Source organism: Streptomyces sp. NPDC048192, from assembly GCF_043202415.1.
Taxonomy (GTDB): domain Bacteria; phylum Actinomycetota; class Actinomycetes; order Streptomycetales; family Streptomycetaceae; genus Streptomyces.
Genome location: NZ_JBIDAL010000010.1, coordinates 370,972 through 395,390, shown reverse-complemented (window position 1 = coordinate 395,390; position 24,419 = coordinate 370,972). Strand labels below are relative to the sequence as shown.

General features: G+C 73.7%; 25 protein-coding genes. 16 read left to right on the top strand and 9 right to left on the bottom strand.

What is annotated here, in order from left to right; genetic code table 11:
- Positions 1 to 35: 35 nt before the first annotated feature.
- Positions 36 to 1,421, bottom strand: coding sequence for an arabinofuranosidase catalytic domain-containing protein (locus ACGFZN_RS24055; RefSeq protein WP_393860515.1), 1,386 nt, complete (start codon positions 1,419 to 1,421; stop codon positions 36 to 38).
- Positions 1,422 to 1,594: 173 nt separating this feature from the next.
- A complete protein-coding gene (locus ACGFZN_RS24050) occupies positions 1,595 to 2,386 on the bottom strand; it encodes a class I SAM-dependent methyltransferase (RefSeq protein WP_393860514.1) in 792 nt (263 codons plus the stop codon).
- A 62-nt stretch (positions 2,387 to 2,448) separates the two neighbouring features.
- Here ACGFZN_RS24050 and ACGFZN_RS24045 point away from each other — a divergent pair, with 62 nt between their 5' ends.
- Positions 2,449 to 3,090: a response regulator gene (locus ACGFZN_RS24045; RefSeq protein WP_393860513.1), complete on the top strand. Its 642-nt coding sequence runs from the start codon at positions 2,449 to 2,451 to the stop codon at positions 3,088 to 3,090.
- A 19-nt stretch (positions 3,091 to 3,109) separates the two neighbouring features.
- On the opposite strand, the gene ACGFZN_RS24040 is transcribed toward ACGFZN_RS24045, so the two are convergent.
- A complete protein-coding gene (locus tag ACGFZN_RS24040; protein ID WP_393860512.1) occupies positions 3,110 to 4,546 on the bottom strand; it encodes an MFS transporter in 1,437 nt (478 codons plus the stop codon).
- A gap of 202 nt (positions 4,547 to 4,748) precedes the next feature.
- Between ACGFZN_RS24040 and ACGFZN_RS24035 the strand changes: the two genes are divergently transcribed.
- The 4 genes from ACGFZN_RS24035 to ACGFZN_RS24020 all read left to right on the top strand — a co-directional run bounded on the left by ACGFZN_RS24035 (position 4,749) and on the right by ACGFZN_RS24020 (position 9,161).
- Positions 4,749 to 6,488, top strand: coding sequence for an MFS transporter (locus ACGFZN_RS24035; protein WP_393860511.1), 1,740 nt, complete (start codon positions 4,749 to 4,751; stop codon positions 6,486 to 6,488).
- Between the two features lie 112 nt (positions 6,489 to 6,600).
- On the top strand, positions 6,601 to 7,254 hold the full coding sequence (locus tag ACGFZN_RS24030) for a class I SAM-dependent methyltransferase (protein WP_393860510.1): 654 nt from the start codon (positions 6,601 to 6,603) through the stop codon (positions 7,252 to 7,254).
- A 21-nt stretch (positions 7,255 to 7,275) separates the two neighbouring features.
- Positions 7,276 to 8,259 carry an N-acetylmuramoyl-L-alanine amidase gene (locus ACGFZN_RS24025; RefSeq protein WP_393860509.1) on the top strand — a complete coding sequence of 328 codons (984 nt, stop codon included), beginning with the start codon at positions 7,276 to 7,278 and terminating at the stop codon, positions 8,257 to 8,259.
- Positions 8,260 to 8,342: 83 nt separating this feature from the next.
- Positions 8,343 to 9,161: a hypothetical protein gene (locus ACGFZN_RS24020; RefSeq protein ID WP_393860508.1), complete on the top strand. Its 819-nt coding sequence runs from the start codon at positions 8,343 to 8,345 to the stop codon at positions 9,159 to 9,161.
- Positions 9,162 to 9,270: 109 nt separating this feature from the next.
- Here the strand turns inward: ACGFZN_RS24020 and ACGFZN_RS24015 are convergent, their stop codons facing one another.
- A complete protein-coding gene (locus ACGFZN_RS24015; protein ID WP_393860507.1) occupies positions 9,271 to 9,852 on the bottom strand; it encodes a hypothetical protein in 582 nt (193 codons plus the stop codon).
- A gap of 129 nt (positions 9,853 to 9,981) precedes the next feature.
- Here ACGFZN_RS24015 and ACGFZN_RS24010 point away from each other — a divergent pair, with 129 nt between their 5' ends.
- Entirely contained in the window at positions 9,982 to 10,275 is a 294-nt protein-coding gene (locus ACGFZN_RS24010) for a hypothetical protein (RefSeq protein WP_330340396.1), read from the top strand.
- Between the two features lie 32 nt (positions 10,276 to 10,307).
- Here the strand turns inward: ACGFZN_RS24010 and ACGFZN_RS24005 are convergent, their stop codons facing one another.
- The 3 genes from ACGFZN_RS24005 to ACGFZN_RS23995 are packed head-to-tail and all read right to left on the bottom strand — an operon-like array spanning position 10,308 to position 13,509.
- Positions 10,308 to 11,378, bottom strand: a complete 1,071-nt coding sequence (locus ACGFZN_RS24005; protein WP_393860506.1) for a prenyltransferase — start codon at positions 11,376 to 11,378, stop codon at positions 10,308 to 10,310.
- Complete coding sequence (locus tag ACGFZN_RS24000; RefSeq protein WP_393860505.1) at positions 11,375 to 12,109, bottom strand: class I SAM-dependent methyltransferase; 735 nt, start codon at positions 12,107 to 12,109, stop codon at positions 11,375 to 11,377. Before ACGFZN_RS24000 ends, ACGFZN_RS24005 begins: the two co-directional genes overlap by 4 nt.
- A complete protein-coding gene (locus tag ACGFZN_RS23995; RefSeq protein ID WP_393860504.1) occupies positions 12,103 to 13,509 on the bottom strand; it encodes a glycosyltransferase family 4 protein in 1,407 nt (468 codons plus the stop codon). The genes ACGFZN_RS24000 and ACGFZN_RS23995 overlap by 7 nt, the downstream gene beginning before the upstream one ends.
- Before the next feature lie 220 nt (positions 13,510 to 13,729).
- Here ACGFZN_RS23995 and ACGFZN_RS23990 point away from each other — a divergent pair, with 220 nt between their 5' ends.
- A complete protein-coding gene (locus ACGFZN_RS23990; RefSeq protein ID WP_393860503.1) occupies positions 13,730 to 14,350 on the top strand; it encodes a TetR family transcriptional regulator in 621 nt (206 codons plus the stop codon).
- A gap of 16 nt (positions 14,351 to 14,366) precedes the next feature.
- Here ACGFZN_RS23990 and ACGFZN_RS23985 read toward each other — a convergent pair whose 3' ends face one another.
- A complete protein-coding gene (locus ACGFZN_RS23985; protein WP_393860502.1) occupies positions 14,367 to 15,227 on the bottom strand; it encodes a tol-pal system YbgF family protein in 861 nt (286 codons plus the stop codon).
- Between the two features lie 252 nt (positions 15,228 to 15,479).
- Between ACGFZN_RS23985 and ACGFZN_RS23980 the strand changes: the two genes are divergently transcribed.
- A complete protein-coding gene (locus tag ACGFZN_RS23980; RefSeq protein ID WP_393860501.1) occupies positions 15,480 to 15,668 on the top strand; it encodes a hypothetical protein in 189 nt (62 codons plus the stop codon).
- 88 nt (positions 15,669 to 15,756) lie between these two features.
- Positions 15,757 to 16,236, top strand: coding sequence for a nuclear transport factor 2 family protein (locus tag ACGFZN_RS23975; protein ID WP_393860500.1), 480 nt, complete (start codon positions 15,757 to 15,759; stop codon positions 16,234 to 16,236).
- Here ACGFZN_RS23975 and ACGFZN_RS23970 read toward each other — a convergent pair.
- Positions 16,211 to 16,882 (bottom strand): phosphotransferase family protein, encoded by a 672-nt coding sequence (locus ACGFZN_RS23970; RefSeq protein WP_393860499.1) that lies wholly within the window; start codon positions 16,880 to 16,882, stop codon positions 16,211 to 16,213. The two genes, ACGFZN_RS23975 and ACGFZN_RS23970, sit on opposite strands and share 26 nt — an antisense overlap.
- A gap of 339 nt (positions 16,883 to 17,221) precedes the next feature.
- Between ACGFZN_RS23970 and ACGFZN_RS23965 the strand changes: the two genes are divergently transcribed.
- The 7 genes from ACGFZN_RS23965 (at position 17,222) to ACGFZN_RS23935 (ending at position 24,416) form a co-directional block, all read left to right on the top strand.
- Positions 17,222 to 18,445 (top strand): prenyltransferase/squalene oxidase repeat-containing protein, encoded by a 1,224-nt coding sequence (locus tag ACGFZN_RS23965; protein ID WP_393860498.1) that lies wholly within the window; start codon positions 17,222 to 17,224, stop codon positions 18,443 to 18,445.
- Positions 18,442 to 19,104, top strand: coding sequence for an SCO2322 family protein (locus ACGFZN_RS23960; protein ID WP_393860497.1), 663 nt, complete (start codon positions 18,442 to 18,444; stop codon positions 19,102 to 19,104). The genes ACGFZN_RS23965 and ACGFZN_RS23960 overlap by 4 nt, the downstream gene beginning before the upstream one ends.
- Positions 19,091 to 20,254: a CbiQ family ECF transporter T component gene (locus ACGFZN_RS23955; RefSeq protein ID WP_393860496.1), complete on the top strand. Its 1,164-nt coding sequence runs from the start codon at positions 19,091 to 19,093 to the stop codon at positions 20,252 to 20,254. The genes ACGFZN_RS23960 and ACGFZN_RS23955 overlap by 14 nt, the downstream gene beginning before the upstream one ends.
- The gene (locus ACGFZN_RS23950) at positions 20,251 to 22,023 is read left to right on the top strand and encodes an ABC transporter ATP-binding protein (RefSeq protein WP_393860495.1); all 1,773 of its coding nucleotides are present in this window, start codon (positions 20,251 to 20,253) and stop codon (positions 22,021 to 22,023) included. Before ACGFZN_RS23955 ends, ACGFZN_RS23950 begins: the two co-directional genes overlap by 4 nt.
- Positions 22,020 to 22,925 carry an ECF transporter S component gene (locus ACGFZN_RS23945; RefSeq protein WP_393860494.1) on the top strand — a complete coding sequence of 302 codons (906 nt, stop codon included), beginning with the start codon at positions 22,020 to 22,022 and terminating at the stop codon, positions 22,923 to 22,925. Before ACGFZN_RS23950 ends, ACGFZN_RS23945 begins: the two co-directional genes overlap by 4 nt.
- A 287-nt stretch (positions 22,926 to 23,212) precedes the next feature.
- Complete coding sequence (locus tag ACGFZN_RS23940) at positions 23,213 to 23,629, top strand: transglycosylase SLT domain-containing protein (protein WP_393860493.1); 417 nt, start codon at positions 23,213 to 23,215, stop codon at positions 23,627 to 23,629.
- An 88-nt stretch (positions 23,630 to 23,717) separates the two neighbouring features.
- On the top strand, positions 23,718 to 24,416 hold the full coding sequence (locus tag ACGFZN_RS23935; RefSeq protein ID WP_393860492.1) for a YoaK family protein: 699 nt from the start codon (positions 23,718 to 23,720) through the stop codon (positions 24,414 to 24,416).
- Positions 24,417 to 24,419 lie beyond the last annotated feature (3 nt).

Here is a 24,419-nt window from a genome sequence, read left to right as displayed (position 1 = left end):
GATCCTTAAGTCCCTCGCCGACTACCTCGCGAGGATCACCCCACCCAACAGCCAAACCAAGACCGACTAACCCTCGCGATTTCTGGCGCAGCACAGTAGTTGTAGTGGCGCAGGTAGTCGCCGGGGTAGTTGCGCGACTCGAAGGACACGCACGAGCTGCTCGCCAGACCGCGGCGGACGATCCAGGTGGCGTCGTTCTTGTCCAGGCTGGAACTGCCCGAGGTGATCGAGGAGATGACGCCGGCGTCGTTCTGGTGGCGGACGTAGTCGGCGGTGCAGCAGGAGGTGGTGGCGCGCAGGGAGATCTCCGAGCCGGGGCTGAGGGTGCCGGTGCTGCCGGTGGCGCCGCCGTAGCCGACGGAGACGATGTTCGCCTGGACGGCGTCGTCGGCGGCGTCGGTCGGGATGCCGGAGGTCATGACGCCCTCGAAGAAGGAGCCGATGGAGCCGTTGCTGTTGTCGCCGCCGGTGCCGAGGACGATCGCACCCTCCTGGTGCATGGGCGAGTATCCGCTCCTGGTCGGCTCACCCCCGGAATAGGTGGTGGTCAGCCCGCCGGATTGCGCGTTCCCCCATTTCAGCGCGAAATGGTTCTGGCCGTTGTTCTTCAGCAGCGCGGTCACGAACGGAAGGGGCCCGGTGCCCGTATTGGAGCTGTTCCTGCTGTATCCGGCGTCGGACTGGAACAGCCCGTTCTCCAGGTCGGCCTGCACCCAGGGGCCCTGTCCGTAGCAGGGCGAGAACCAGCACTCGGTGCCGAAGTTGATGGCGTCCATGTGGCCGTTGCCGGTGTCCAGGTTGTTCGTCTCGGCGTTGCCGTAGTCGAAGCAGCAGGCGCCGTTGACGTGGGTGCCGGAGGTCACCATGTACATCCCCTCGGCGCCGCCGTCGGTGGCCACGCCGGAGGTGGAGTCGTCCCGGTAGCCCATGCCGGCGCTGATCTCCAGGCCGTAGACCTGGTGGCCGCCGACGGTCACCGGCAGCGCGTCGGCGGGCGCCCCGACATCCGCCTTCCCGGCGCCGCCCGCGCCCTCGACGGTGAGGTCGTTGTGGCGGGAGGACTGGTCGTAGATCCTGGTGACGATGCAGGTCGTGCCGGAACAGAAGGAGTCCTGGGCGGCGGCGTTCGCGTATCCGCCGGCGGCCTGCAGCCCGATGTCCTTCGTGGCGCCGTCCGAGGCGCGCTGCACCTGGTAGAGCGGGCCGTTGTACGAGGAGTACAGCGCCCGGACCATGCTGTGCGCGGCGACGCAGGGGGTCCCGGCGGCGCCGTAGACGTCGCAGGGCAGCGAACCTGCGGCGGCGGCCCCGGGCGCGCCGGCGCCGAGGAGCAGCGCGGCGAGGGTCGCGCAGACGGCGAGCACGGACAGGGCGGCGCCGCGCAGGCGCCGGGGGCGGGAGCGGGGGGTTCTCCGGAGCACGGGTGCACCTCTACGTGGTCTGGCCGTGTCGTTCGGTATCTCGGACACCGTTCGATCGAAATACCGAACTATTCGGCAGCGGAATTACGGAGGGGTTTCCTGAAATGCACGGGCGATTGTTTGGGCGCCGTCGAGGGGCGTCAACCCCTGCCGCACCGGAAAAGGGAGAGTCTTTAATCGGCCCGCGCCGTCAGCAACGGCTGGAAGAAACCCGTCCGTTCGGGCATCAGCCAGGTGACCCGAGTGAATCCCGCACCTTCCGCGAACCGGGCGAGCCGGTCGCGGCCGAGCGCCCAGCAGGCGGCCCGCCGGACCCGGACGCGCCACTCCCCCGCGTCGCCCCCGTCGCCCCGGTCGCCCCCGGCCGGGACCAGCTGGATGTGCTCCAGTTCGTAGTGCTCGCCGTCCTCGTGCCAGTGCCACAGCTGGAAGGTGACCGTGCGCCCGGCGCCGTCCGCGGGCCCGTGCACCTGCGGCGGTGTGGAGACCGGGCGCTCGCGCAGCAGCTCGTCGTACGGCCGGGTGCTGACCAGCAGCCGGCCGCCGGGCCGCAGCACCCGGCGCATCTCGGCCAGCGCGGCCCGCACGTCCGGCTCGGTGAGGAGGTGGGGCAGCGCGTTGTCGGCGCAGACGACGGCGTCGAACCGGCCGCCGTGGAACGGCAGTCGCCGCATGTCGGCGCCGGCCGTCGGCAGCGTGAGCCCCCACCGGGCCGCCTCACGGCCCGCCCGGGCGGCGGCCCGCACGCTGAGGTCGGTCCCGACGACCCGGTGGCCGCGCGACGCCAGCCCGATGGCCTGCGTCCCGATCCCGCAGGCGCAGTCCAGCACGGCCGCCCGCTCCCGGCCCACCAGGGCGTCCAGCGCGACGCCCTGCCGGCGCACGCTCGCCGCCCAGTCCGGATAGATCAGGTGGTAGTCGTCGGCCAGGTCGTCGTAGAAGCGGGCGGTCGAGGGCTCGGGCATGCGGGGAGGTTAGCGGAGCTACGAGGGGCGGCGGGCCGTGTCTCCCGCCGTAGTCTGAGGCCATGAACGAGATGCCCCGGGAGCACCGGACCGTGAAGTCCATTCGGGTGCTGCTCGCCGAGGACCAGGGCATGATGCGGGGTGCGCTCGCGCTGCTGCTCGGCATGGAGGAGGACATCGAGGTGGTGTCCCAACTGGGGTCCGGCGACGGCATCGTGGACGCGGTGCTCGCCCACCGCCCGGACGTGGCCCTGCTGGACATCGAGCTGCCCGGCGTCAGCGGACTCGACGCGGCGGCCGAGCTGCGCGAGCAGGCGCCCGACTGCCGGGTGCTGATCCTCACCACCTTCGGCCGGCCCGGCTATCTGCGCCGGGCCATGGAGGCCGGTGCGGCCGGGTTCCTCGTCAAGGACGGCCCCGTGGAGGAGCTGGCCGCGGCGATCCGGCGGGTGCTCACCGGGGAGACCGTCGTCGATCCCGCGCTGGCCGCCGCCGCGCTGAGCGCCGGGCCGAATCCGCTGACGGCGCGCGAGTGCGAGGTACTGAAGGCGTCGGTGGACGGGGCGACGGTCGCCGACATCGCCGGCAAGCTGCATCTGTCCGAGTCCACCGTGCGCAACTACCTGTCCTCGGCGATCGGCAAGACGGGCACCCGCAACCGGGCGGAGGCGGTGCGGGAGGCCCGGCAGCAGGGCTGGCTGTGAGCCGCCGCCGAGCCGCCGGTCAGCCGCGCGCCCCCGTGACCGTGCGCGGCAGCCACACCAGCATGAGCACCGCCCCGCCCAGCAGCACCGCCGTACTGACCCGGAACGCCAGCGCATAGCCGTCGGTCAGCGCCTCCGGCCCGTGCCCGGCGCCCGTGCCGGCCGCGGCGACGGTCGACATCACGGCGAGCCCGAGCGAACCGCCCATCGTGCGCGAGGTGTTGACCAGCCCGGACACCACGCCCGCCTCGCCCGGCGCCGCCCCCGAGGTGGCGAGGGAGGCGAGCGGGGTCGCCGCCAGACCCGCACCGAGCATCATCAGGACGCCCGGGACCATGATCGCGGTGACGTACGCCTCGTGCGCGCCCATCGTCGACTGCCAGCCGAAGCCGGCGGCGGCCACCAGCGTGCCCAGCACCGCCACGTTCCGCGGCCCCGTGCGCCGCATCAGGCGCGGCGCCAGCTTGGAGCCGGCGACCACGGCCAGCGAACTGGGGACGAGCGCGACACCGGCCTGCAGCGGCGAGTAGCCGAGGACGTTCTGGGCGTAGAGCGTCATGAAGTACCACATGCAGAACATGGCCGAGCCGGAGAGGAACATCGCCGCGTTGGCCGAGGCGACCGGGCGCAGCCGGAGCAGGCCGAGCGGCATCAGCGGGGCCGCCGTACGGGCCTCGGCCAGCAGGAACAGGGCGATCAGCAGCAGCCCGGCGAGCAGCGGCGTCAGCGTGGCCGGGGCCGTCCAGCCCTCCGCCTCCGTCTGCGAGATGCCGTAGGCCAGGGTGGCCAGGCCCGCCGTGACGAGCAGCGCGCCCGGCAGGTCGAGGCGCCGCCCGTCACCGGCGCGGCTCTCGGTGAGCCAGAGCACCGAGCCGGCCAGCACCAGCGCGCCCACCGGCACGTTGATCAGCAGCACCCAGCGCCAGGACAGCACGTCCACGAGCACCCCGCCGACCAGGCCGCCCGCGGCTCCGCCGCCGGCGCCGACCGCGGTCCAGGTGGCGATCGCGCGCGCCCGTGCCGCGCCCTCCGGCACGGCGGCGGTCAGCAGGGTCAGCGTCGAGGGGGCGAGCACCGCCGCCCCGAGACCCTGCACGGCCCGCGCCAGGAGCAGCTGCCAGTCCTCCTGGGCGAGGCCGCCGCCCAGCGAGGCCAGCGTGAACAGACCGAGGCCGACCAGGAACATCCGCTTGCGGCCGTAGAGGTCGCCGGCCCGGCCGCCGAGCAGCATGAACCCGGCGAAGGCGATGGCGTAGGCGTTCACCACCCACTGCAGGCCGGTCGCGGTCAGGCCGAGCCCGGACCGCATGGACGGCAGGGCGACGTTCACCACCGACACGTCGAGCACGACCAGGAACTGTCCGGCGCAGGCGAGTGCCACCACCAGCCAGGTGGGCGGTGCCGTGCGGCGAGATATACGGGGTGCAGTGTCGGCGGCTTCCAGCATGGGCGTCATGGTCTCAAGCCGTTTACGGTCCTTGCATCGGCTTTTCGGACCACGAGCGCCCTCGGCCCTGCGGCCTAGGCCTCACCGAGCTGACGCTCCGTCAGTAACCCATGACGAGGTCAAGAATTCATTAGCAGCCCGAAGCAACGGAATAGTTGCCTGTGCATACGAGGTTTACCCGGCACTTATGTACAACGGGAGGCCTCACTCAATGACCCACACGACGATCGACCAGCCGCCCCGGAGGGCCGGCGGCGCCGTGGTCCCGGTGCTCGCCTTCGCGGGCATCGTCGTCGCGGTGATGCAGACGCTGCTCGTGCCGGTCATCAAGGACCTGCCGCAACTGCTGCACACCGCGCCCTCCAACGCCACCTGGGTCCTCACCTCGACCCTTCTGTCCGGCGCCGTGGCCACGCCCATCATGGGCCGGCTCGGCGACCTCTACGGCAAGCGGCGGATGCTGATCCTCAGCCTGGCCGTGATGGTCGTCGGCGCCCTGGTCAGCGCCCTCACCAGCCAGCTGCTGACCATGATCGTCGGCCGTACCCTCCAGGGCTTCGCCATGGGCGCGATCCCGCTCGGCATCGGCCTGATGCGCGACATGCTGCCCCGCGAACGGCTCGGCTCGGCCATGGCCCTGATGAGTTCCTCCATCGGCGTCGGCGGCGGCCTCGCCCTGCCCGCCGCGGCCCTGGTCGCCCAGCACACCGACTGGCACGCCCTGTTCTACGGCGCCGCCGGCCTCGGCGTGCTGTCCATCGGCCTGACCCTGCTCGCCGTCCCCGAGTCCCCCATGCGCGCCGAGGGCTCCTTCGACCTGCTCGGCGCCGTCGGCCTGTCCGGCGGACTGGTGCTCCTGCTGCTCCCGATCACCAAGGGCAGCGACTGGGGCTGGTCGTCGGGCACGACGCTCGGCCTGTTCGCCGCCTCGCTCGTCGTCCTCGTGCTGTGGGGCCTGTACGAGCTGCGCAGCCAGGCGCCCCTGGTCGACCTGCGCACCACCGCGCGCCCGGCCGTCCTCTTCACCAACCTCGCCTCGATCATGGTCGGCGTCGCGTTCTACGTCGTCTCCCTGGTCCTGCCCCAGCTGCTCCAGCTGCCCAAGGCCACCGGCTACGGCCTCGGCCAGTCCATGGTCGTGGCAGGCCTGTGCGTGGCCCCGCTGGGCCTGACCATGATGTTCACGGCGCCGGTGTACGCCCGGCTGTCCGCCCGCTACGGCCCCAGGACCACCCTCATCATCGGCCTGCTGGTCATCGCGATCGGCTACGGCGGCGGGCTCGGCCTGATGGACGCCGCCTGGCAGACGATCGTCACCTCCGTGATCCTCGGCGCGGGCATCGGCCTCGCCTACTCCTCGCTGCCCGCGCTGATCGTCGGCGCGGTGCCGGCCTCGGAGACCGGCGCGGCGAACGGCCTCAACACCCTGATGCGGTCCATCGGCACCTCGGTGTCGAGCGCCGTCGTCGGGATGGTGCTGGCCAACACGGCGCAGAACGCCGGCGGCGTCGCGATCCCGACCATGCACGGGTTCCGGGTGTCCTTCCTGATCGCCACGGCCGCGGTGGCGGTCGGCCTGCTGCTCGCCCTGTTCCTGCCCAGGGCCCCCCGGCCGCAGCACACCCAGCTGCGGGCCAGCAGCGAGGAGGACGCCGTGCTGGAGCGGGCCGAGCAGGTGCTGCGCGGCTTCCGCGGGCGGGTGCTGGGAGCCGACGGCGCTCCGGTCGCCCGCGCCAAGGTCACGCTGATCGACCGGCGCGGCCGGCAGGCGGGCGCGACCGTCACCGACGAGGACGGCGGCTACGTCCTCGCCGTGCCGGCGCAGGGGGCGTACGTGCTCGCCGCGAAGGCCTCCGGCCATGGACCGCGGGCCTCCGCCGCCACGCACTCCGGTGAGGAGCGGGCCGTCGAGCTGGATCTCTCGCTGCCCGGGCAGACCGTGAGCGCGTAGCCGGCCGGCCTCGCGCCCCCTTCTGGGCACCTGCCGCACCCCCCGTCGATGAGTCGCCGGGGGGTGCGGCAGCATGGGCGCCCTGAACAGTCGTACGACCGGAAGGCCCCCCATGTCCGCCACCGCCCCCAAGCCCGAGATCCTGGCCGCGTTCGAGGCGGCCAAGGGGTTCATGCCCGTGGACGAGGGGCTGGCGCTGTACGCGGCGGCGGCCGAGGCCGGGCGGCTGGGGCTGCCGCTGCTGGAGGTCGGGACGTACTGCGGCCGGTCCACCGTGCTGCTCGCCGACGCGGCCCGGGCGGCCGGGGTCACGGCGCTGACGGTGGACCACCACCGGGGCAGCGAGGAGCAGCAGCCGGGCTGGGACTACCACGACCCGGAGACCGTCGACCCGGAGGTCGGCCTGATGGACACGCTGCCGGCCTTCCGGCGGACGCTGTTCAAGGCGGGCCTGGAGGACCACGTGGTCGCCCTCGTGGGGCGCTCGCCGCAGATCGCCGCCCTCTGGAACACCCCGCTCGGCCTCGTCTTCGTCGACGGCGGCCACACCGACGAGCACGCCGCCGCCGACTACGAGGGCTGGGCGCCGCACGTCGCCGAGGGCGGCCTCCTCGTCATCCACGACGTCTTCCCGGAACCCGAGGACGAGTTCACCGGCCAGGCGCCGTACCGCGTGTACCTGCGGGCGCTTGAGTCCGGGGCGTTCACCGAGGTCTCGGTGACCGGCTCGCTGCGCGTGCTGCGGCGAACGGGAGCGGGGATCTGACGGCCCGGTTAGAGTCGCAACGTGTCCTACCTAGGCCCCGAGTTCGATCCCCCGCAGTCGCGCCGGCCCCGGCGTGGTCCGTTGGCCGTGGCCCTGGCCGCGCTGGTGCCCGGCGCGTTGCTCGGCTGGGTGGTGTACGAGGCGGTGGGCGGCGGCGCCGGGAAGGGCGGCGCGGACCGTACGGCGTCCGCGGCGCCCGCGTCCGGCACGGCCGGCGCGTCGTCACCGCCGGCCCACACCGCGTCCCCGTCTTCCTCCTCTCCCGCTTCTTCCTCCGCTTCCTCCACCGACGACGGCAAGCGGCCCTCGGGTGCGGCCGGGGCCGGCCCGCTCACGGGCAAGGTCGTCGTCATCGACCCCGGGCACAACCCCGGGAACTTCCAGCACACGGCCGAGATCAACCGCAAGGTGAACATCGGCACCAACTGGAAGGAATGCGACACCACGGGGACGTCCACCAACGGCGGTTACACCGAGGCCCGGTTCACCCTGGACGTGGCGCACCGGTTGCGCGCGCTGCTGGAGAAGCAGGGCGCCACGGTGAAGCTGACCCATGACGGCGGCAGCCCCGCCTGGGGGCCCTGCGTCGACCAGCGGGCGCGGGCCGGCAACGAGGCGCACGCGGACGCGGCCATCTCCATCCACGCCGACGGCGCCGCCGAGGGCGACCGCGGCTTCCACGTGATCCTGCCGGGGTCCGTGCACGCGGGCGCCGCCGACACCCGGCCCATCGTCGGCCCCTCGCACGACCTCGGCGTGCGCATCGCGGGCAACTTCGTCCGGGAGACCGGGGAGCCGGCGTCCAACTACCTCGGCAACGGCACCGGTCTCGTCACACGCACGGACCTGGGCGGTCTCAATCTGTCAACGGTTCCCAAGGTGTTCATCGAGTGCGGCAACATGCGCGATAGCAAGGACGCGGCACTGCTGACCAGCGGAGCCTGGCGACAGCGGGCGGCGCAGGGGATCTCTGAGGGAATCGTGAGTTTCCTGCGCGAGTCGTGACCGGCAGGCGGATACGGCCGGACGGCCGGATCTTGCGGACGGTAGTGTCTACCGACGACGAGACGACCTACGAAGGACCTAAGGTGAATATCCGCTCCCTCACTAGAGGCGACGGCGTGGTGATCGGAGCAGCGGTGGTGCTGTTCATCGCGTCGTTCCTCGACACGTTCGACACCGACGGCAGCGACATCCCCAACGCCTGGGACAATCTCGGCCTGGTGATGAGCATGTACGTCGGCGGCATCATCGGGGCGGTCCTCATCATCGTCGCCCGCGCGCTTCCGCAGCCCCGCAAGGTCGCCGGCCTCGACCTCGGTCATGTGGGCGTCGCCTTCACTGTCTTCGCCGCCTGGACCTCGTTCTGGACGATCGTCGACCCGCTGGGTGCGTTCAGCGACGAACTGGGCAGCTCCAAGGTGGGTGCCGGGTCCGGTCTCATCCTCGGTCTCATCGCCGCCCTGGTCCTCGCGGGCGCCGCCATCGCCACCCCCCTGGTTCCCGCGCTGCAGGCCGCCCTGCTGCCGGCGCCCAAGCCGGTCGCGCCGCAGCCCTACGGCGCCCAGCCGCCCGGGGGTTACGGCTACCCGGGCGCCCAGCCGCAGCCGGGCCAGCCGTACGGTGCGCAGCCGCAGCCGGGGCAGCCGTTCGGGCAGCAGCAGCCGGCCGCGCAGGGTGCTCCGGCCGCCGCGCAGCCGCCCGCCGGCGACTTCTCGCCGTTCTGGTTCGCCGTGCCGGTGACCCGTCCGCTGTTCGCGGAGGACGGTTCGCCGAACCCGATCGCCGAACTGGCGCCGGGCACCTGGTACCTGGCCGTCGAGCAGCGCGGTGCCGCGCTCGTCGCGCAGACCCAGGACGGCCGCCGTGGCGTCCTTCAGGACACCACCGGGATCCAGCGCGGCTGAGCGCTCCGCAGCCTTCGCACACGGCCCCTCGCCCTTCCGGGTGAGGGGCCGTTGCCGTCGTACAGCCGCCCCGTAAACGGAAACTGACGATTGGTCAGGACGTCCCGGTCTAGCTGCTTCCCCTGAGCTGGGAGGCGGACGGCACCTTGTCCTTGACCGGGGCGCCGGCGCTCGCGCCCGCTCCCTTGACCTTGTTGACGGTGTCGTTGAAGGAGTTCACCGCGCTGCCGTCGCCCTTGCGGAGCTTGGCCGGCAGGTCCTTCAGGCCGGCGATGGCGGAGTCGAGCGGCGCGAGCGCCTTGGACAGCGTGGGGTCGGCCTGGGCGTTGCGGACGGCGGCCTTGAGGCGGTTGTAGGCGAAGGCGCCGGCGACGGCGGCCTTGACGAGGGCCGTCTTGCGGCCGTGGGCGCCCTTCTTGAACTTCCCGGCCTTGTAGGGCTTCACGATCCACTGGTAGGTCGCGCCGGCCGCGAGACCGGCGTCCACGACGAAACGCGTCTTGGCGAACTTGCGCTTCTCCGCGGAGGTCGTCGGGCTGGGGGTGGCGGCGGCCGGCACGGCCTGCAGGGCCGGTACCGCCGCGGTGTCCTTCGTACTGGTCTTCTCGCTGCTGCCGCAGGCGGTGGAACCGGCCAGCAGGGCGCAGCACAGGGTGAGCGCCACACAGAGACGCCGTATGGGTACGGGCACGGGATCCTCCGGTACCTCTCCTCCCCGAGCGGTTGGCTTCCTCCGGCAGCGTGACCCGGGGCGGCCGGTGCCGCCACTCGGCGCCCGCCGTTCGGGTTTCACCGGTCGCGGCCCGGCAATCCGGAAGGTATGTCCCCTCGATATCGCAACAGCGCGAATCAGGCCGGGACGGTCATCGCGGTCGTCGCCGACATCATGGCGGTGATCCTCGGCCTGTGGATCCTGATGTATCTGCTGGACGCCAACCGGGCCAACAGCCTGGTGCAGTTCGTCCACCAGGCCGCCGCCTGGCTGGCCGGCTGGTCGCACGACCTGTTCACCTTCGACGAGGCGTGGGCCCGCGTGGTGGCCGGATACGGTCTGGCCGCGGTGGTGTACCTCTTCGTCGGCCACGCCATCGCCAACAGGATGCACCGGCACTGACGCACGGGCGCGACCCGGCACTGAGCCCCCGGCTAGAGGCAGCAGTCGGGGGCCAGGCCGGCCGGGAGGTGGTCCCCGCCGAAGACGGCGCAGGTGGCCTCGTGGCCGCCGAGCGCGGCGACGGCGAGGAGCAGGGCGCCGGCCGTCCAGGTGGTCAGTTCGCGGGGCCAGACGGCGTCGTCGTCGAAGACGTAGCCCGTCCAGTACAGGCCGCTGTCCGGGTCGCGCAGGTGCTGGATGGACTGCAGGATCTCCAGGGCCCGGTCCGACTCCCCCACCGCCCACAGGGCGAGGGCGAGTTCGCTGGACTCGCCGCCGGTGACCCAGGGGTTGGGGACCACGCAGCGCACCCCGGTGCCCGGCACCACGAACCGGTCCCAGGACGCGGCGATGCGGGCCCTGGCCTCCTCGCCGGTGAGCGCGCCGCCGAGGACCGGGTAGTACCAGTCCATCGAGTAGCGGTCCTTGTCGAGGAACCGCTCGGGGTGCCGGCGGATCGCGTGCCGCAGCGCGCCGACGGCGAGCTCCCAGTCGGGCTGCGGCTCTTCACGCTGCTCGGCGATGGCGAGGGCGCAGCGCAGCGCCTGGTGGATGGAGGAGCTGCCGGTGAGCAGGGCGTCGCGGGTCGGCGTGCCGTCGTCTTCGCGGCGCCAGCCGATCTGGCCGCCGGGCTGCTGGAGGGCGAGCACCCACTCGATGGCCGCGTAGACGGCGGGCCACATGCGGTCCAGGAACGTGTCGTCGCCGGTGGAAAGGTAGTGGTGCCAGACGCCGACGGCTATGTAGGCGACGAAGTTGGACTCGCGGGCGCGGTCGGTGACGTCGTCGTGGGCGCCGTCGGCGTAGGCGGCGTACCAGGAGCCGTCCTCGTTCTGGTGCCGGGCGAGCCACAGGTAGGCCCGTTCGGCGGCCTCGTGCTCGCCGGCCGCGTCCAGGGCCATCGCGGCCTCGGTGTGGTCCCAGGGGTCCAGGTGGTGGCCGCGGAACCAGGGGATCGCGCCGTCCTCCCGCTGGACGGCGAGGATGCCGCGGACCGTCGCGGCGGCCTGCCCTGCGGTGAGGACCCCGGGCAGGACCAGGTGTTCTGTCCGGGGGGTGGTCACCGGGCGTCCACCCGGGGCAGGTGGGGCTTGGTGGCGTAGACGACGAAGCTCTTGCCGATCAGCGGGTTCAGCGCCTGTTCGGCGACCCGGGTGGCCAGCGGCTTCTTCATGATGTCCCAGACCAGCAGCTTGTGGTACGCCCGCACCGGCAGCGCCTTGTCGTTGTCGACGCCGAAGGCGCACTTCAGCCACCAGTACGGCGAGTGCAGGGCGTGCGCGTGGTGGCTGCCGTACGGCTTCAGGCCCGCCTCGCGGATCTTCGCGACGAGTTCGTCCGCCTTGTAGATGCGGATGTGGCCGCCCTCGACCTCGTGGTAGGCGTCGGACAGCGCCCAGCAGACCTTCTCGGGGCCGTAGCGCGGCACGGTGACGGCGATGCGGCCGCCGGGCCTGAGCACGCGGACCATCTCGGCGAGCACGCCCTTGTCGTCGGGGATGTGCTCCATCACCTCGGAGATGATGACGACGTCGAAGGACTCGTCGGGGAAGGGCAGCGCGAGGGCGTCGCCCTCCATGGCGGTGGCGGTGGCGCCCTCCGGTGCCTCTCCGGCCTCCTTCATCGCCGCGAACCACTTGGCGACCTCGCGGATCTCGTCGGCGTTCCGGTCCAGGGCCACGACCTGGGCGCCGCGCCGGTAGCACTCGAAGGCGTGCCGGCCGGCCCCGCAGCCGAGGTCCAGGACGCGGTCGCCCGGGGCGAGCGGGAACCGGGAGAAGTCGACGGTCAGCACGTGGCCCTGCTTTCGGAGGAGACGCCTGCAGTTGCTGGGGCCGCGGAGCGGCCGGAAGTGGGGGAGCCGATGCGGGCCGGGGTACGGCCGGCGGCGCGGCCGGCGCGGGCGATGGCCTCGCGGTAGTGGGCGACCGTGCCCTCGGCGGCCCGCGCCCAGGTGAAGTTCCGCAACACCCGTTCGCGGCCCGCGCGGCCGAGCCGCACCCGCAGCTCCGGGTCCCCGAGCAGCCGGCCGAGTCCGGCGGCCAGCGCGCCCGCGTCGCCCGGCGGTACGGCCAGGCAGGTCTCGCCGTCGCGGCCGGCGACCTCCGGGATGGCGCCGCCGGTGGTGGCGACGAGCGGGGTGCCGGTGGCCATGGCCTCGGCGGCCGGCAGCGAGAAGCCCTCGTAGAGGGAGGGCACGCAGGCGACCTCGGCGGAGCGGATCAGGTCGACGAGTTCGGCGTCGGAGATGCCCTTGACGAACTCCACGGCGCCTTCGAGGCCGTACCGTTCGACCGCCGCCGCGACCGGGCCCTCGGCAGGGCGCTTGCCGACGACGACGAGATGGGCGTCCGGGTGTTCGGTGCGCACCTTGGCGAGGGCCTCCACCAGGAACACCAGTCCCTTGAGCGGCACATCGGCGCTGGAGGTGGTGACGATCCGGCCCGGCACCTCGGGGACGGCCGGATTCGGCGCGAACAGATCGGTGTCGGCGCCGATGTGCACGACGTGCACCCGCTCCTCGCGGACGCCGAGGTGGTCGACGATCTCCTGCCGGGAGGTGCCGGAGACGGTCAGCACGGAGGGCAGCCGGCGTGCGACGCGTTTCTGCATCCGGGCGAAGGCGTACCAGCGGCGCACCGACCAGCGGCGCTGCCAGCCGTCGGCCGCGTCCAGCTCCAGCTGCCGGTCGACGGTGATGGGGTGGTGGACGGTGGTGACCAGGGGGGCGCCGATGTCGCCCAACAGGCCGTAGCCGAGGGTCTGGTTGTCGTGGACGACGTCGAACTCGCCGCGGCGGGCGCGCAGATGGCGGCGGGCGCGCAGGGAGAAGGTCAGCGGCTCGGGGAAGCCGCCGGTCCACATGGTGGCGACCTCCAGGGCGTCGATCCAGTCCCGGTACTCCTCCCGCTTCGGGGTGCGGAAGGGGTCGGGCTGGCGGTAGAGGTCGAGGCTGGGCAGCTCGGTCAGGGTGAGTCCGGGGTGGCCGTCGTCGAGCACCGGGTACGGCTGCGAGCCGATGACCTCGACGCGGTGGCCGAGCCGGGCCAGTTCGCGGGAGAGGTGCCGTACGTAGACGCCCTGGCCGCCGCAGAACGGGTTCCCTTTGTAGGTGAGGAGCGCGATGTCGAGCGGTCGCTCGCCGTCAGCGGCGGGGTCGAGATCGGCACCCGCCACCCGGGCCTCAGCGGTCACTGACGTGCCCCCTTCTGCCTGCACTGTCCCGCGAGACTACGCGGGACGCTAACCTAGAACAAGTTTCAGACTTGATCGTTCAAGAGGCTCCGAATCTACCGGCAGGTAAGGGCGCTGTGAGCGGTGGATCAGGTGATTCGCGCCACGGCGCGGCGCCCTGCCGAGCTGTTCGATCACGTGCCCCACAGACGCCTTCACCGACTGTCACGGAACGGTGCCCATGCCCGCGGAAGCCAGTGTCCCGAGGCCGGTCTCGCCGCCGCTCACCGAGCGCCAGGAGGCCCGCCGCCGGCGGATCCTGCACGCGAGCGCCCAGCTGGCCGGCCGCGGCGGTTTCGACGCCGTGCAGATGCGCGAGGTCGCCGAGTCCTCCCAGGTGGCGCTCGGCACGCTGTACCGCTACTTCCCGTCCAAGATCCACCTGCTGGTGGCGACGATGCAGGACCAGTTGGAGCACCTGCACGCCACGCTGCGCAAGAAGCCGCCCGCGGGCGACACGGCCGCCGAGCGGGTCGCCGGGACGCTGATGCGGGCGTTCCGGGCGTTGCAGCGCGAGCCGCATCTGGCCGACGCGATGGTCCGCGCGCTGACGTTCGCCGACCGCAGCGTCTCGCCGGAGGTGGACCAGGTCTCCCGGCAGACGACGCTGATCATCCTGGACGCGATGGGCCTGGAGCACCCCACGCCCGAGCAGTTGTCGGCGGTCCGGGTGATCGAGCACACCTGGCACTCGGCGCTGATCACCTGGCTCTCCGGGCGGGCCTCCATCGCGCAGGTGAGGATCGACATAGAGACGGCGTGCAGGCTGATCGACCTGACGGAGCCGGGCGGTTCACGCTGAGGGCCCGGCCCACCGTTCAGGCGGCCGTCAGCCCCTTCCAGCTCCGGCCGGCCGCCGTCTGCCCGGCCCACTGCTCCAGCAGGCGCCGGGCCTCCTCCTCGGGGGCGGCCAGGGCGACCGGCTGGGCGCCCGCGTGCACGGTGCGGTCCTGCTCGTGGGTGCCCTCGCTGCAGCACGCGCACATCACGTGGACGGCGCTCGCGGGCTCGGCGCCGTAACCGTGCTCGAGGAACAGCCCGACCAGCGCCTGGAGATCGGCCGCCGCGCCCGCGTCGACCATGACCTCCAGGGTGGGCAGCTCGGACGCCTCGAACAGGAGCAGTTCGTCGAAGACGGGGAACGTCACGCCGTCGACGACCCGCTCCCCCTTCGGCTCCCCGTCGTGGACGACGATCTCGCCGAAGCGCCGGCCGGGGGTCATGGGCACGTTCATCACCCGGCCCCGCGTCGGGCAGAGCCGGTCGATCCAGACGACCTCGCGCTTCCCACCGGTGTCGAGCCGCACGCAGGCCGGCCCGAACCGGCCGTCGATCTCGCCCTCGCCGTCCGGGAGTTCGATGCCGAAGCCGGCCCACGCCTCCCGAGCGGTCGCCCAGTCGCGCTGGATGGTGGCGGCGATGCCCAGGTTCCAGTACGCCGGGTCCCCCTCGCCGCGCGGCGCACGGGCGGCGGCCTCGCGGCCCAGCTCGTACGCCTTGGCCCAGTTGCGCAGGAGCTTGTGGGCGAGCGCGGCGTCGTACCACCACACCTCGCTCCGCGGGGCGTCGGGGAAGTGGGCCAGCACCTGCTCCAGCAGGCCGGCGGCCGCCGGCCAGTCCTCGGCGTCCCACGCCTCGTACGCCCGCTCGATCAGCCGCTCGGCCTCGGACTCGTGCACGTTTCCCCACCCCGGTCGCCACGTCGGAACCGCTGGAGCGTACCCCGCGGCACCGACACCCCCGCTTGCCGGGACCGGCCGTGACGCTGGAGCCGTTTCACGTGGCCGGGGAGCGGGCTACGATCCCGCCATGTCGCTCAGGGGCGGGGATCCGGCGCGCGCCTGGCGGGCCCTCGACCGCGCCCTCGGCGGTGAACGGCCCCCCACCCGAGCGCAGATGTTCGCGGCGAGGCGGCCACTGGTCGTGGGGCGGTGGCAGGACTGGTCGCCTGGGGCCTGTTCGTCCTCGCCTCCGAGGGGGACGTGCTGCCGGCCTTGGTCGTGGCCGTGCCGGCCGGCGGGTGGTTCGCGGTGTTCGCCCGGCTGGAAAGGGCCCGCCAGCGCCGACTGGTGCGCCTCGGACTCCCGGAGGGCGCGACGGACGCGGATCGCCCGAGGTGATGTGCGGGCCGGCGTACGGCGGGCCGGTGGTCCGCGGCGGCCGCGCAATCCGGTCGACCGGCGGGCGGGCGGCCTGCTACACAGACGTATGGACCTCGAGCAGCGGCTTCTCGCCGAACGCGCCTGTGAGCGCGCCCTCATCGACTTCGTCCACCGGCTCGACCTCGGGGAACCGGGCTCCGTGGCCGAGCTGTTCACCGAGGACGGCGTCTGGGAGTGGCCGGCGCCGGGCGACGGGCGGCGGGTGGAGGGGCGGGACGCGCTGCGGGCGTACTTCGCCGCCCGGCCTGCCGACCGGCTGTCCCGGCGTCTGATGTCCAACGTGCTGGTCACGGTGACCGGCCCGGACACGGCGAGCGCGACCTCGTACTTCACGACGTACCGCGTCGACGGGCACGAAGGGGGCCTGCTCCCCGCCGGTCCGCCCGTCCAGATCGGGCATTACGTGGACGCCTTCCGCCGGGTCGGCGGCAGCTGGCTGATCGCCTCCCGCACCCTGCACCTGGCCTTCGGCGGTGAGACCCCGAAGGCCGGCGCCGGTGTCACCCGAAGGCTGCCAGCCTCCTGATCAACTCCTCGGCCGCGGGCAGCAGTCCGGTCTCCTGCCGGGTCATCGTCGGGTTGGCCGCCCGGCGCAGGCGGGCCTCGGTCAGGCCCTCCTCCGTCAGGGCGGAGGGGCCTTCCAGCAGGGAGGCGAGCAGGGCACGGGCCGCAGCCGCGAGCGGGGTGCCGCCGACGGCGACCTGGGCGAGGATCACCGCCGACATGCCCCAGTCCAGCCCGGGGTGGCCGTCCTCGGTGTTGGACCAGTCGATGACCCGGGGGCCGTCCGGGGTGAGCATCACGTTGCCGGGATGCAGATCCAGGTGCAGGACGCGGGCGTGCGGGGCGGCCGGGTCGCGTCCCGGTACGGCGTGCAGCCGGCGCAGCAGGGAGGCGAGCAGCGCGCCCGCGTCCTGCGCGCTCACCCGGCCGTCCCCGACGGCGTCGAGCAGGGTGGGCCCGGACAGCCGCTCCATCACCAGCTCGGTGCGCGATCCGGTGGGCCGTACCCGCGGGGCCGGATAGCCGTGCGACCGTACGTATGTCATCACGGCGCCCTCGGCCGCCGCGTCCCCCCAGCCCTCCCGGTCCCGGCGCAGGACCCAGGCGTCGTCGATCGCGTACACGTCGGCCGAACGGCCCGAGCCCAGCAGTCTCCCCGTCTCCGTCATGACCGTGACCCTAGTCACCGCGGGCGCGTGGGCACAGCCACTGATCAGCGCGCGCGGCGCTGCCGGTAAAGTGGCGGGGTCGTCATCACACCCGTACGGGGGGAAGCCGGTGCCATTCCGGCGCTGACCCTTCCCCAAGCTCTCGACTTCGCTCGAGCCCGGGGCGCCCCCATCCGTGAATCGCCGTCAGGCGGCAAGCCGGAGCACCCCGGACGGGACGGTGACCGGCTCGCGTGCGCCGGCGGTCCGCCGCGCACGGCACCGTCGAGGTTTACGGAGCCGGCCGCCCGGGGGTCTCCCGTGCGCTGCCGGTTCCCCGCAGAGAGGCAGTCGCCGACCATGAACGTCCGCCGCAGTGCCGCGGCCCTCGCCGCCGTTGGCGTGCTGGCCGCCGCCGCGCCCGCCACGGCCGCCGGCCAGTCCCCGTCGCCGTCTCCCAAGGTCGCCGTGCCGTCCGGTCTGTACGGAAAGTCCGACCCGACCTACGACGGCGTCTGGCGGCAGTCGCTCACCCTCGTCGCCCAGCGGACCCTCGGCTACCGGCCGGCCGCGAAGGCGGTCGACTGGCTCGCCGGGCAGCAGTGCGCGAACGGCGCCTTCGCCGCGTTCCGCGCCGACCCGGCCAGGGCCTGCGACGCCAAGGTCGTGGTGGACACCAACAGCACCGCCGCCGCGGTGCAGGCCCTCGAGGCCGTCGGCGGGCACGACGACGCCGTCGGCAAGGCGGTCGCCTGGCTGAAGTCCGTGCAGAACAAGGACGGCGGCTGGGGGTACTCGCCGGGCGGCGCCAGCGACACCAACTCCACCTCCGTCGTCATCGGCGCGCTCACGGCGGCGGGCACGGACCCGGCGTCCTCGAAGAAGCCGGACAAGTCCCCGTACGACTTCCTCGCCGCCATGTCCCTTCCCTGCGGCAAGCCCGGCGGCGGCGCCCTCGCCTACCAGCCGGACAAGAAGGGCGAACTCGCCGCCAACGCCGACGCCACGGCGGCCGGGGTGCTCGGCGCGCTCGGCAAGGGCTTCGTGGCCGAGGCCGGCAAGGCGCCCGCGCAGGACGCGTGCGCCAAGGCCGCCCGCCCCGCCCCCGCGCAGATCGCCGACAACGCGGGCGCGTATCTCGCGGCGGCCGTCGCCGGGACCGGTCACCTGCGGTCCGTGCTCCCCGGCGCCAAGGACCAGCCGGACTACGGCAACACGGCGGACACCGTCGTCGCGCTCGCCGCGGACGGCCGCACCGGAGCGGCGAAGAAGGCCTACGCCTGGCTGGAGAAGAACGCCGGGCCGTGGGCGGCGCAGAGCGGACCCGCGGCGTACGCGCAGCTGATCCTCGCCGCGCACGCGGTCGGCGCGCAGCCCGGCGACTTCGGCGGCACCAGCCTGGTGCGGTCCCTGGACGCGCTGGGCCCGGCGCCGGCCATGAAGGACGCCACGCGCGCGACCGGGAAGCCGGGCAAGTCCGACGGCGGTTCGAGCTTCGGCGTGTGGTGGTTCGTCGGCGTCTGCCTCGTCGCCGGCATCGGCGTCGGCTTCCTGCTCAGCGGCCGGAAGCAGCGGCAGCCGTGAGTGCCGTCCGCCGCGCCGCGGCCGTCCTGCCGGCCGCGTTCCTGCTCCTGGCCGCCGCGGCCCCGGCGCACGCCACCGGGTACCGCTACTGGTCCTTCTGGGAGCGGGCTTCGGGCGGTTCGGGCGGTTGGGTGTACGCCACGCAGGGTCCGTCGACCGCCCGTCCCGGCGACGGCGCGGTGGAGGGCTTCCGCTTCGCGGTGAGCGCGGACTCGGCGGACGCGAGCCGGCCGCGCGGGGCGGCGGACTTCGGCACGATCTGTGCGGGGACGCCCGCCGGGTCCGGCACGAAGCGGGTGGCTGTCGTCCTCGACTTCGGCACCCCGGCGGACGCGCCGTCCGGTGAGACGCCGCCGGCCCGCCGTACGGCCTGCGCGCGGATCCCGTCCGGCGCGACGGCCGCGGACGCGCTGGCCGCCGTCGCCCCGCCGCTGCGGTACGACACCAACGCCCTGCTCTGCGCGATCGCCGGGTATCCGGAAAAGGGGTGCGGGGAGCAGGTTTCCGGGTCCGCGGGCGACAGGGCCACCGCCGGGGAGAAGACGGGCGGTTCGCAGGGCGGCCCCTCGCTGGGCCTGCCGGTCGGCGCCGGGGTGGTGGCCGTGCTGGCGGGCGCGGCGGTGTGGCAGTACCGGCGGCGGCGCGATGACTCCGCCTGACCGGGGGCAGGCCGGGGCCGGGCGCGCGCAGGCCGCTCAGCCGCACACCGGTACGGCCCGCGCCCCTCGCCGGGCGCTCGTCCACCCCGGCGCCTGGTGGCTGTGGGCGCTGAGCCTGGGCACCGCCGCCACCCGCACCACCAACCCCCTCCTCCTCGCGCTGCTCATATCCGCCTCCGCCCACGTCGTGGCGACGCACCGCACCGACACCCCGGCCGCCCGCGCCTACCCGGCCTTCGCCAAGCTCGCCCTCGCCGTTCTCGTCGTCCGCCTGCTGTTCGCGGCGGTGCTGGGGTCGCCCATCCCCGGCACCCACACCCTGTTCACCCTGCCCGAAGTCCCCCTGCCGCACTGGGCGCAGGGCATCCGGCTGGGCGGCGAGGTCACGGCGGAGGCGCTCGTCTTCGCCGCCTACGACGGCCTCAAGCTGGCCACGCTGCTGATCTGCGTCGGCGCGGCCAACGCCCTCGCCGGCCCCAGCCGGCTGCTGAAGTCCCTCCCCGGCGCCCTGTACGAGACCGGTGTCGCCGTGGTCGTCGCGCTGACCTTCGCCCCGCATCTCATCGCCGACGTGCAGCGGCTGCGCGCCGCCCGCCGGCTGCGCGGCCGCCCGGACCGGGGCCTGCGCGGCCTGCTCCAGGTCGGACTGCCGGTGCTGGAGGGCGCGTTGGAGCGTTCGGTGGCGCTCGCCGCCGCGATGGAGGCCCGGGGCTACGGCCGTGTCGCCCGGGTTCCCGCACGGGTCCGCCGTACGACGGCCGCGCTCACCCTCGGCGGTCTGCTCGGCGTGTGCGCGGGCAGCTACGGCCTGCTCACCGAGGAGGGCGGCGGCTACGGCGTCCCGCTGCTCCTCGCCGGTGTGGTCGCCGCGCTCGCGGGGCTGCGGCTCGGCGGCCGGCGCTCGCTGCGCACCCGGTACCGGCCCGACCCGTGGGACGCACGGGCCTGGCTGGTGGCCGGCTCCGGCGCCGCGGTCGCCGCGCTGCTCACCCTGGCCGCCGCCCGCGACCCGGAGGCGCTGCACCCCGGTGTCGTCCCCCTCGTCTCCCCCGGTCTCCCCCTGTGGCCGGCCGCGGCGGTCCTCCTCGCCCTGGTCCCCGCCTTCGCCGTGCCCAAGGAAGAACCCGAGAAGCACAAGGAGCCGTCGTGATCCGCTTCGAGGACGTCAGCGTCACCTACGACGGGGCCGCCGCACCCGCCGTCCAGGGCGTCGGCTTCGAGGTGCCCGAGGGCGAACTGGTGCTGCTCGTCGGGCCGTCCGGGGTCGGCAAGTCGACCGTGCTCGGCGCGGTGAGCGGGCTGGTGCCGCACTTCACCGGCGGCATCCTGCGCGGCCGGGTCACGGTGGCCGGCCGGGACACCCGCACCCACAAGCCGCGCGAACTCGCCGACGTGGTCGGCACGGTGGGCCAGGATCCGCTCGCCCACTTCGTGACCGACACCGTCGAGGACGAACTCGCCTACGGCATGGAGTGGTTGGGCCTCGCTCCCGAGGTGATGCGGCGCCGGGTCGAGGAGACCCTCGACCTGCTGGGCCTCACCGGGCTGCGCGACCGGCCGATCGCCACGCTCTCCGGCGGGCAGCGGCAGCGGGTCGCGATCGGCTCGGTCCTCACACCGCATCCCCGGGTGCTGGTGCTGGACGAGCCGACGTCCGCGCTGGATCCGGCCGCGGCGGAGGAGGTCCTCGCGGTGCTGCAACGGCTGGTCCACGACCTCGGTACGACGATCCTGCTGGCCGAGCACCGTCTCGAGCGGGTCCTCCACTACGCCGACAGGGTCGTACTGCTCCCGGCCCCGGGCGAGCCGCCGGTCGTCGGCACCCCGCCGGAGGTGATGGCCGTCTCGCCCGTCTTTCCTCCGGTGGTGGACCTGGGCCGGCTGGCCGGCTGGTCCCCGCTGCCCCTGACCGTGCGGGACGCCCGCCGCAGGGCCGGCGAGCTGCGGGAACGCCTTTCCGCAGCGGCGGGGGGCGGCACCGCTGGGTCGGCGGCCGCGGGTCCGTCCGGGCCGGCCGCTCCCCCAGGTTCCCGGCTTCCCTCGAACCCGGGGGGACCTCCATCGCAGCAAGGCCGCACGCCGATACCGCCCGCGCCCCTTCGCAGCGCCCCCCACCGCCGGCGTCTCTTCCGTCGCCGCCCCGCTCCCGCCCCCGAGCCCGCCCGCACCCCTGTCGCCGAAGTCACCGCCCTCTCCGTGCGGCGCGGCCGCGTACCCGCCCTGCGCCGCATCGACCTCACCGTCGCCCCCGGCGAGACCATCGCCCTCATGGGCCGCAACGGCGCCGGAAAGTCCACCCTGCTCGGCTCCCTGGCCGGGCTGCTCGCGCCCACCGCCGGCACCGTCACCGTCGCCGGTGCCGTACCGCACCGCACGGCGCCGCCCGACCTGGTGCGCCGCGTCGGTCTGGTCCCCCAGGAGCCCCGGGACCTGCTCTACGCCGACACCGTCGCCGACGAGTGCGCGGCGGCCGACCGGGACGCGGGCGCGGACCCCGGTACCTGCCGGGCGCTGGTGTCGCGGCTGCTGCCGGGGATCACGGACGGCATCCACCCCCGCGACCTGTCGGAGGGGCAGTGCCTGGCGCTCGCCCTCGCCGTCGTGCTGACCGCTCGCCCGCCCCTGCTGCTGCTCGACGAGCCCACCCGCGGCCTGGACTACGCGGCCAAGGCCCGCCTGACGGCCGTCCTGCGCGCCCTCGCCGCCGAGGGTCACGCGATCGTGCTGGCCACGCACGACGTGGAGCTGGCGGCCGAGATCGCGCACCGGGTGGTGCTGCTCGCGGAGGGGGAGGTCATCGCCGACGGGCCGACGGCGCAGATCGTCGTCTCCTCGCCGTCCTTCGCCCCGCAGGTGACGAAGATCCTCGCCCCGCAGCAGTGGCTCACCGTGTCCGAGGTCCGCGAGGCCCTGGCATGAGCCCGCACGGTCGCGTCGGCCCCGTGCGCCCCGCCCGGCTGCACGCCGTCCGTCTCGGTCCCCGTTCGCTGGTCGCGCTCGTGCTGACCGGGGCCGTGGGGGTGGTCGCGTTCGGGTGGCCGTTCCTCGCTCCGCCGGGGTCCCGGCTGAGCGCCCACGCCGCGGACGCGCCCTGGCTCTTCGCGGGGCTCCTGGCCCTCCTGGTCGCGGTCGTGGCGGCGACGATCTCCGAGTCGGATCCGGGGCCGAAGGCCGTGGCGATGCTGGGCGTGCTGGCCGCGACGGGCGCCGCGCTGCGGCCGATCGGCGCGGGTACGGCCGGGATCGAGCCGATGTTCTTCCTGATGGTGCTCAGCGGACGCGTGCTGGGCCCCGGCTTCGGCTTCACGCTGGGCTCGGTGACGCTGTTCGCGTCCGCCCTGCTCACCGGCGGGGTGGGGCCGTGGCTGCCGTTCCAGATGCTGGCGATGGGCTGGTTCACGATGGGTGCCGGGCTGCTGCCGGGCGCGGTCCGGCTGCGCGGCCGTGCGGAACTGGTGCTCCTCGCGGTCTACGGCTTCCTCGCCGCCTTCGCCTACGGCACCGTCATGAATCTGGCCGGCTGGCCCTTCATGGGCGGCGCCGCCTCGGACATCTCCTTCGACGCCCACGCCTCCGTGGCCGCCAACCTGGCCCGCTTCACCGCCTACTGCCTGGCCACCTCGCTCGGCTGGGACCTGGGCCGGGCCCTGTGCACCGTGCTGCTGACCCTCGCCGCCGGCCCGGCGGTGCTGCGCGCGCTGCGCCGTGCCACCCGGCGCGCCGCCTTCGAGACCGCGGTCACATTCGAGGCCCCGGACCGCTCACCCACCGGATCTGCGGCTTCACCCGCCGGAAGCGAGACGGTGAAGCGCCCCACATGACGCAGGTCACCTACGATCCGCGGCCGTAGTCCCGAATGTCCGATACATCCTTTTGGGCAACCCCGCTGACCTGCGGTTTGCGGCCCGCGTCACACACTCGGCAATTCCGCCCCATCCGGCCACAACTAGTAAAAGGGGTCATTGCGGACGGCTTTCCGGGCTGCTTCTCTGGACGACGTCGCCAAGGCGCCACGAGCCCACACGGGCCGGGCGCCGACGCATGAAGGTCACAGCGCGTGGCCCACCCCGTGCGGGCGATCCCCTGTCCCCGACGCAAGAGGTACTCCGTGTCCGTCTCCTTCATCCGCCGCATCGCTTCCCCGAAGAAGGCCCTCACCACCGCCGCCGTGGCCGCCGCCACCGCCGGTATGGCGCTGTCCGCGGCGCCCGCCCAGGCCGCGACCCCGGCGTCCGCCTCCTCCGCCCAGGCGATCGCGCACAAGATGATCCCGGACGCCGCGCAGTTCAACGCGTTCAGCAAGATCGTCTCGCATGAGAGCGGTTGGAACCCGACCGCGACCAACTCCTCGTCCGGCGCCTACGGCCTGGTCCAGGCCCTGCCGGGCTCGAAGATGGCGTCCGCCGGCGGCGACTGGAAGACCAACCCGGCCACCCAGATCAAGTGGGGCCTGGACTACATGAACTCCCGCTACGGCAGCCCCGTGAAGGCCTGGAGCTTCTGGCAGGCCAACGGCTGGTACTGAGCCGTCCACAGCCGCCGAGGGCGGCGGCCCCCGATCCCCGGGCCGCCGCCTTCGGCGTTTTCATGTCCCCGCATGGTCGACTGGGGCGGTGAGCACAGCGGATGACACATCGCCCGACGAGCCGTACGACCCGGAGGCGCGCGGGCTGCGCCTGGTGGCCGTCCTGCTGGTCCTCACCGTGGTCAGCGGACTCATCGACGCCGTGAGCTATCTGGGGCTCGGCCGCGTCTTCACGGCCAACATGACCGGCAACGTGGTCGTCCTGGGCTTCGCGGCGGCCGGCGCGCCCGGCTTCTCCGTGCCCCATACGGCGACCTCGCTCGCCTGCTTCCTGCTGGGCGCGGTGACCGGCGGCCGGCTCGCGGCCCGCGCCGGCCGGGGCTCGCGCCGCACCTGGACCCGCCTCACCCTCACGACCGAGGCCGTGCTCATGGCCCTGTCGGCGGCGGTCGCCTTCGCCTGGCCGCACGCCACCGCCACGGTGTACGCCCTGATCGCCCTCACCGGCTACGCGATGGGCCTGCGCAACGCCACCGTCCGCAAACTGGGCGTCGCCGGCCTCACCACCACCGTGCTGACCATGACCCTGGCCGGTCTGGCCTCCGAGTCCCGCATCGGCGACGCCACCGGCCACCGCTCCCCGCGCCGCACGGCCTCGGTCCTCGCCATGCTCGCCGGCGCCTTCCTGGGCGCGTGGCTGGTCCTCCACCACGGCCTGGGCATCCCGCTGCTCATCGCCGCACTGACGTCGGGCGTCCTCGCGCTCCTGACCTCGGGGCGCGAGTGAGCA

Excerpts from the sequence above, each read along its gene's own strand:
- ACGFZN_RS23975 (WP_393860500.1), top strand. The coding sequence starts at position 15,757 with ATGGACCTCGAGCAGCGGCTTCTCGCCGAACGCGCCTGTGAGCGCGCC.
- ACGFZN_RS24035 (WP_393860511.1), top strand. The coding sequence starts at position 4,749 with ATGACCCACACGACGATCGACCAGCCGCCCCGGAGGGCCGGCGGCGCC.
- ACGFZN_RS23970 (WP_393860499.1), bottom strand. The coding sequence starts at position 16,882 with ATGACGGAGACGGGGAGACTGCTGGGCTCGGGCCGTTCGGCCGACGTG.
- ACGFZN_RS23965 (WP_393860498.1), top strand. The coding sequence starts at position 17,222 with ATGAACGTCCGCCGCAGTGCCGCGGCCCTCGCCGCCGTTGGCGTGCTG.
- ACGFZN_RS24050 (WP_393860514.1), bottom strand. The coding sequence starts at position 2,386 with ATGCCCGAGCCCTCGACCGCCCGCTTCTACGACGACCTGGCCGACGAC.
- ACGFZN_RS23955 (WP_393860496.1), top strand. The coding sequence starts at position 19,091 with ATGACTCCGCCTGACCGGGGGCAGGCCGGGGCCGGGCGCGCGCAGGCC.
- ACGFZN_RS24045 (WP_393860513.1), top strand. The coding sequence starts at position 2,449 with ATGAACGAGATGCCCCGGGAGCACCGGACCGTGAAGTCCATTCGGGTG.
- ACGFZN_RS24030 (WP_393860510.1), top strand. The coding sequence starts at position 6,601 with ATGTCCGCCACCGCCCCCAAGCCCGAGATCCTGGCCGCGTTCGAGGCG.
- ACGFZN_RS23945 (WP_393860494.1), top strand. The coding sequence starts at position 22,020 with ATGAGCCCGCACGGTCGCGTCGGCCCCGTGCGCCCCGCCCGGCTGCAC.
- ACGFZN_RS24040 (WP_393860512.1), bottom strand. The coding sequence starts at position 4,546 with ATGACGCCCATGCTGGAAGCCGCCGACACTGCACCCCGTATATCTCGC.
- ACGFZN_RS24010 (WP_330340396.1), top strand. The coding sequence starts at position 9,982 with ATGTCCCCTCGATATCGCAACAGCGCGAATCAGGCCGGGACGGTCATC.
- ACGFZN_RS23990 (WP_393860503.1), top strand. The coding sequence starts at position 13,730 with ATGCCCGCGGAAGCCAGTGTCCCGAGGCCGGTCTCGCCGCCGCTCACC.